Origin of the sequence: Psychrobacter sp. 5A.1, assembly GCF_030407455.1 — a bacterium.
Lineage (GTDB): Bacteria > Pseudomonadota > Gammaproteobacteria > Pseudomonadales > Moraxellaceae > Psychrobacter.
Map to the genome: position 1 here is coordinate 2,881 of NZ_JASDDJ010000087.1, position 6,483 is coordinate 9,363.

Annotated in this window: 4 protein-coding genes; 2 read left to right on the forward strand and 2 right to left on the reverse strand. The window is 41.4% G+C overall.

Features of this window, described 5'->3' with window-relative positions:
- Positions 1-3,627, forward strand: a 3,627-nt coding sequence (locus QL982_RS13550) for a vWA domain-containing protein (RefSeq protein ID WP_290190390.1), incomplete at its 5' end; no start/stop codon positions are given.
- Between the two features lie 393 nt (positions 3,628-4,020).
- Positions 4,021-4,816, forward strand: a protein-coding gene (locus QL982_RS13555; RefSeq protein ID WP_290165315.1) for an IS5 family transposase whose coding sequence is annotated in 2 segments (ribosomal slippage) — positions 4,021-4,281 and positions 4,283-4,816 — 795 coding nt in all. Because the reading frame shifts where the segments join, the coding sequence is not laid out codon by codon here.
- On the opposite strand, the gene QL982_RS13560 is transcribed toward QL982_RS13555, so the two are convergent.
- Together QL982_RS13560 and QL982_RS13565 are read right to left on the reverse strand one after the other, a co-directional pair.
- Positions 4,788-5,459 carry an IS1 family transposase gene (locus QL982_RS13560; RefSeq protein ID WP_290165314.1) on the reverse strand — a complete coding sequence of 224 codons (672 nt, stop codon included), beginning with the start codon at positions 5,457-5,459 and terminating at the stop codon, positions 4,788-4,790. The genes QL982_RS13555 and QL982_RS13560 overlap by 29 nt on opposite strands.
- A gap of 49 nt (positions 5,460-5,508) precedes the next feature.
- Positions 5,509-6,222 carry a choice-of-anchor F family protein gene (locus QL982_RS13565; RefSeq protein WP_290165312.1) on the reverse strand — a complete coding sequence of 238 codons (714 nt, stop codon included), beginning with the start codon at positions 6,220-6,222 and terminating at the stop codon, positions 5,509-5,511.
- Positions 6,223-6,483 lie beyond the last annotated feature (261 nt).

Sequence of the window (6,483 nt, forward strand, 5' to 3'; positions counted from 1 at the left end):
GATTTGCCTGCCTTTAATGTCACCGCAAAATCAACCACTGGTCAAACCTCCGTCAGTACGCCGGTAGAGATTGATCCTGCCATTGACACCAATGAGCCAATCACCTTAACCATGACAGCGCCACCGGTGTTTGTAGAAGATGCCACCGCTGCCGGTGATGTGGTCACCACCGTTGACACCGTCAATGACCCAGATGGGGCAGATTACCGCTACAGCATTGATGACAGCGTCAACTATGCCATCGATGCCGCCACAGGAACGGTCACGCTCACCCAAGCAGGCGCTGATTTGGTCAATGCCGGCACCGATTTGCCTGCCTTTAATGTCACCGCAAAATCAACCACTGGTCAAACCTCCGTCAGTACGCCGGTAGAGATTGATCCTATTGTTCAAAAGACAGAACTTAAAGTAGCATTAATCACTTCAGATGAAGTAATTGAGGGCAACCCTTTAATTCACGAGATTACGTTAAATAACACTCCTACATCTGATACTACAGTCAATGTGAAGCTTTCAGATGGTATTGTTGCTGGTTTAATTGGAAGTGCCACATTAGGTACAGATACAGCGACACCTGTACAAGTCTCTACAGATAACGGATCTAGTTGGACCACGGTCAACGTGGTTGATGGTAAATTTGATGTCGAACTTAACTCCGGAATAGATGCCTTTAAAGTTAAAATTCCAACCGTCAATGACTGGTCATTTGAATATAAAGAGTCTATTAATGTTGAAGATTCAATAGGCACTCAAACACCTGTTAGTGCAGCAGGAATTATCAAAGATTTTGCTTGGGCAAGAGTATCTGAAGAAGGGTTACCTACTGGAAATGTGGACGAGGCAGGGGCGACGTCAGCGTCTGATCAGACCAATAGTACGACCGATAGCATCAGCTTAGATTTTGACGCCAACTCTACAGTGACTTCAATTGACTATGTGGGAGACCTCGTTCAATCAGGAGGTAAAGATATCTCTTGGGCTTGGGATGCTGGCAACAGCACCTTGGTAGGGTCTAATGATAATGGCAAAATTCTGGACATCACTCTTGATAGTAATCAAAATTATCAAGTCGAGTTATACCAAGCGATGGACCATCCGCTAAGTGGCGAAGACGTTCTAGACCTAAAATTTAAAGCTACTGATAGTCAGTCTAATACCGGTTATTTCAATGTTGCCGTTGAAGACGACAGTCCGACCTCCACAACCACAAACCTAGAAACAGGCATTAAAGAATTCGGCGAATTGAAGACAAATATCACCATTGTCTTAGATATCTCTGGCAGTACTGGTTACGACAATATTTTGGAGAACGAAAAGCTTGCAGCCACTAGGCTGATTGAAGAATACGAGCTACTTGGGAAGGTTCAAGTAAACCTCATCTCTTTTGAATATAATGCTGTAGATTATGGTTGGTTGGACTCCGCAGATGCTAAAGGTGCAATAAATGACCTAACCGCTACTGGTGGTACAGACTATTCGGCTGCTATCAAAGAGGTGATGTATGATGACCAAGGTGATTTTGACACCTCCATGCCAGAAGCCAATCAATCGGTATTCTACTTTTTATCAGATGGAGAGGCAAACGCTGGTAATTTAAGTGAGGACATAAACAGTTGGAAAACTTACAGTCATGATAACTTCGATGAAGTACATGCCATCGGTGTGGGTTCCAATGTTTCTGCAGCAGGCAACGAGTTTGGTAGCTTGAATGAGATATCAAACCCAGATAACGGCATAGAGAACGGAAACGTACCACTGATCATTACTGTGATTGAGGAATTAACTGATGGGGTATTAAATACTATCAGTACGACCTCAGAGATTACCTATCCAGAAACGTATATCAAAGACATAGGCGGGGCTTTAGACTTTTCTATTGGAGCAGATAATATCGATGATATACATTCGTTTGCGTGGGATATTAGCAATATTGTCTACACTGCAGCGGCAGATATAAATTGGAGCCTCGATCCTAGCAATGATTTAGTATTGATAGGCACAGACGCGACCGACAACCACACCATCATAAAAGTGACAATTAAAGATATTGCATCCTCTGAGCCTAGATATAATATATCTGAAGTAGATTCGACGGCTAAAATAACCAGCCTGAGCTTACCGTTCTTGGTTACAGATAGCGATCAAGATACCTCACAAAGCTCACTAAACATTCAGATGGATACTTTGCCAGAGATTAAAGAGATAAGAGCAGATAATGGGCCTTATCAAGAAGGGGACTACATTGACTTTCAGGTTGTGTTTGATAAAGAAACCAGTGGCCCTAGCAAAATCAAAGTTTCGTTAAACCAAACAAATGCAGAAAGCAGTGATGATGCAGATGTCAGTGGGTTAGAAGCCAAGATTAATGGCGTATGGACACCATTAGAGGTAATAAACGGCCGTGCAACTTTCGATGTTGCCTCAGGCACCTCAGTCTTAGAGATGCGCACTCAGGCGGTGAATGACGGCGTAAATGAAGCAACAGAAACGGTAAGAATATCCGCTTGGACAGTATTTAATGCCAAAGACGATCTTTATTCAAAAACAGTAGAGATTGCAGGAGACGCGGGCTTAGACGCCATTAAACAAATCGCAGACAACTCAGCGTTGGAAGCTACTTTTAGAAATTATAATTCTCCTAGTTATAATATAATTGACTCAGTAAGCGTCAATCTAAGCGACACACTGCCTAGCGGCGTTACCATCAGGTACTATGATGCTAATACAGAAATTCAATCAGGATTTAGGTATGTTGCTACAGGGAATGTCATCAGAGCAGAGCTTGAGTACACAGATTCGCAAGGTGTCTTACATACTTTTTGCGTCAATGGGGCAGTCGTGGCCGAAGGCAACAATCAAAGCAGTACGATTGATATCAATACCACAAACTATACACCACTGGTACTGGATCTAGACAATGATGGTATTGAAACCGTTCATATCTCACAAGGCGTTACCTTTGATATAGACGCTGATGGAGATCAAGACAAAACCGGCTGGGTGGACAAAGATGATGGTCTGCTTGTCAGAGATATCAACCATGATGGGCTGATCAATGACGCTAGAGAATTATTTGGTGACTCAACCATTAAGCAAGACGGCAGTATCGCCACCGATGGTTTTGATGCGTTAGCAGATTTAGACAGTAACGGTGATGGTATCATCAATGCCGATGACGACGCATTCTCACAATTGCAAGTCTGGCAGGATGCAAATACGGATGGAATCACCCAATCAGGCGAGCTGCTCAGTTTAGTAGACGCTGATGTGAGCGAAATCAGTCTAGATACTTATAAAACATTGACTGAGAATAACGGCAACTTAGTAGAGCTAGAAGGCCTATATACCAATCTAGATGGTGAAACTCGTGACATACATGATGTTCTGTTTATGTATGAGGAAAACCAAAACGAGGCGCTAACAAGCAATAGTGATCTGCAATTGTCTGACGTATTACAAAGTGACACGCTAGATGGCTCATTAGGCTTGGATGCTCAGTCTCAGCCAGATAATACTGACAAACCAACGTCTAGTATTGATGCTGCTATCAGTGCTACTGCGGTAGATATAGCAACGATATGTACAGATATCTATCTGGCGACACCAACCACCGACTATATCATTTAAGTCCGGTTTCAATCTTTCATTCATTGCTAAGCGTTGCAAAAAAGACGCTTAGCAGTGAATGATCATCATCTTTTACTTCATAAATTTGTTAGTGAAACCCAATCCTCTGTATATCATTCATTTCAGATCCAAATCATAGTACAAATCGGTGTAATGGACAAAATATTGCCCTGACCCCCTTCCTTGTAACCTTAGTTTTGGAATAAGATGTCGCTATATAATAAGTTGGTGGTGTTCTAAAAAGTATGCTGGCATTAGACGTAGCCATAATTGACATAAAAGAACACCAAATCAAACACCTTAAAGTGATTATCAAGCTTCTTAGAACCTGTTCACGATTAAAAAATATGCTAGGATAAGCCACATAATCGATTAATAACCAAATTATTCACCATGAGAAAAGCCTATCCAAGCGACATTAGCCGAAAACAATTTGAGCACATACTACCCATTCTAGAAAGTGCAAGGAAGAAGACCAAACCAAGAACGGTTGACCTGTATGACGTATTTTGTGGGTTATTGTATATACTAAGAACAGGTTGCCAATGGCGACAGCTGCCCCATGACTTCCCCAAATGGCGCACCGTCCACGCCTACTTTCAGAAATGGAGTGAGCTTGACGAAGAAGGCAACAGCATTCTTGACAAGGCCTTAAAAAAAATTGGTCAAAAAAGCGCGAAAGAAGGACAACCGTAAGGGCAAAACCAGTTTTATCATCATTGATGCTCAAAGCGTAAAAAATACCGACACGGCTAAACACAAAGGCTATGACGCAGGAAAGAAAGTATCAGGGATTAAGCGCCATATTGCGGTAGACAGCCAAGGCTTGCCGCATGCTATCTGTATCACGACCGCTAACATCACCGACCGTGAGGGTGCTACAACGTTGCTTCGTCAACATGCTAAACGATTAAGCCGCGTAAAAAATGTGATGGTTGATGGCGGTTATCGAGGTGAGGCATTTGCTAATAGTGTTAAATCTATTTTAGGCGAAACCGTTACCACAGAAGTTGCCAAAAGAGATGAACTGCATACGTTTAAAGTCATACCAAAGCGATGGGTTGTAGAACGTTCGTTTGCTTGGCTTGAGAAAAATAGACGCTTATGGAAAAACTGTGAGCGTCATTTAAATTCAAGCCTTCAATTTACCAATCTCGCTTTCATCGCTTTGTTGTTGAAAAGATTGTGAACAGGTTCTTAGAGAAACAACAGGTTTTTCTAACCGCCCGACGCAATCGGTGTCTAAGACGGCAGTTATTACCTTCAATGCCTACCGTATGAGATTTGCCAACTCGTTTGTGATCAAGTTTAAAGGCGGTTATAAAACTGTCCCAGTTGTCCATACTGATAGAGCCATAGCTGACTGTAAGCTGCTTTAAACGTGCTCTTAATTTCTTAGCCGTTTTTAGGTCACGTTTGCCCCAGACATAAGCGATAATCTCATTAGTTGCACGGTCATAAGCGTAGATGAGCCAGACTTTACGCTTCTTGCGATACACGTAAGTCCAGAACTCATCAACCTCTAAGCGTTCATAGTAGCGCTTCTTAGGCGCGATCTTATAAACAGATGAGCCTATGGTGCTCAATACTTTACCAATACTGACTGAGGCTATAACCGCTATGTCTCTAACGCCGCAACCATGAACCGTCATTAGCCGTATTTTATCTTCTATTTGAGAGTGACAACCTTGGTAGGTTAAAGCATGATCACCAATAAATTGTCGTTTGCAGTCCTTACACTGGTAGTTTTGCTTACCATAGCTTTTTTTGCCATTTTTCTTTAAACTGGGACTGTGACAGTCGGGGCAATTGATCTGTATTTGTGTCTTCATAACCTCAAATATATCATCTTGCTTCGGCTGTCACCCTCCTTTTATCTCCTCAGCATACTTTCTGACACACCACCTTTGTTTTTTCAGGAGAGAAAAATCCAATTTCACCTTCTTGACCACCGCCACCAAATAAACCATCGGTCAATCCAGCACCTAAACCAATATCTGTAGCATCGAGGTTAAATAAAGCAGTGTTATCAGGATCCAACTCATCCATTAGATTACCATCTTTATCCAATAGCTCAATATTGAAACCAGTAATACGCGCACCTGTAAAATTAGACATTTTTCCAAACGTGAAATAATCCACTGATGAAGTATCGATAGGTTCATCTGTTTCTGTATTTATATATTCTTTTGTTGAAGTACGAAAATGCGTATCAAATGGATCCATTCCTGTTAGATAGTTTTTTATACGTTTGCCAGACCCAGATATTGAATCACACAGCGCTTCATTACTCGCCATCAGACAATTGGTGACGATACCGCGTGAGTCAAGATCTGAGAAGCTAGTGGTGAATCTATCATAAGGTTCAACAATAACCGGATTTTCATTCGTATACTCATTGTCCCTAGACGCGGTAAAGGTTATCGCCTTAATACCTGGCTCTACGACATTTTCTTTTTCATCGACATAGACAAAGCCACCACCTGACGTTCCAATGAAAGCATCAGTATCGAAAGTATCTGCATGTGCAATAGTCAATGGAACTACCAGTGCCACCGGTGCAACCGACACTAACAAGTATTTTTTAATCTTCATTTTGTACTCCCCAACCTATATGTTATTTGACTAGCTATTACTATCAATAAAAACATGTGATGAAAAAATACAAACAACTTTTATCATCAGTTCATTCCAGCTACAAAAGCCTATTCAGTATGACTTTTATAGGTTTGATGCGGCTTAATATTAGTGCTGTTGAAATTCTATTTTATTAATATACAAATTTATATATTCAATAATAATATAGCAACATCGATTGGGGTTTGCAAACAAAAAAACACTCAAAGAATCAATAAG

Bases quoted from the DNA above. Each gene is read 5' to 3' on its own strand.
- QL982_RS13565 (WP_290165312.1), bottom strand. From the start codon at position 6,222: ATGAAGATTAAAAAATACTTGTTAGTGTCGGTTGCACCGGTGGCACTG.
- QL982_RS13560 (WP_290165314.1), bottom strand. From the start codon at position 5,459: ATGAAGACACAAATACAGATCAATTGCCCCGACTGTCACAGTCCCAGT.